Annotated in this window: 1 protein-coding gene; it reads left to right on the top strand. The window is 74.9% G+C overall.

Translation table 11 applies throughout. The features are described from left to right. Nucleotides 1-653 (top strand): GTPase (locus IZR01_RS49430; protein ID WP_194927918.1); only part of this gene is annotated, 653 nt, incomplete at both ends.

Raw genomic sequence — 653 nt, 5'->3', positions numbered from 1 at the left:
CCGCAATCCTCCCCCGCCTCCACGCCCCGGACGCCCCACTCCTCTGCGCCCTCGCCGGCCCGACCGGCGTCGGCAAATCCACGCTGCTGAACGCCCTGGCCGGCGCGAACGTCTCGGCCACGGGCCCCTTGCGGCCCACGACGCGGACACCGGTGTTGGTGTGCAACCCGGCCGATATCGAGCAGGCCGCGGCTGGACAGGCGGGCGGATCAGGCGACGCAGCCGGGTCGGGTGAGCCGCGCGAGCCGGGCCAGTCGGGTGAGCCGGGCCAGTCCGGCCAGTCCGGCCAGTCCGGCCAGTCGGGTGAGTCGGGCGGGGCGGAGACCGCCAGGGCTGCGGATGAACTCGCGCGGCAACTCGGCGATGAGGCGGAGAACGTGTCGCGGGCGATCGCGACGCTGGGGCGGGAGGGCAGCGAGGCGGCCGAGGGCCATGACGTGCTGGTCGGCGGCGGGTTCGCGGACAAGGAGCGTGCGCGGCAACTACACGCCTCAGCCAACGACGATCATGTGGCGGAGCATGGCGCGGGCTCCGACTCGGAATCGCGCTCGTTGGACGGCGAGGGCGACGTAGCGGCAGCCGAGCGACAGGGCGCGGCGGCGGAGGGCCTGGGCGTGCCGCCAGCGTTGGCCAGCGTGGGCGCTGAGGTGGTC

Source organism: Catenulispora pinisilvae, from assembly GCF_015356865.1.
Taxonomy (GTDB): Bacteria; Actinomycetota; Actinomycetes; order Streptomycetales; family Catenulisporaceae; genus Catenulispora; species Catenulispora pinisilvae.
This window is presented reverse-complemented; position numbering and strand designations above follow the sequence as displayed.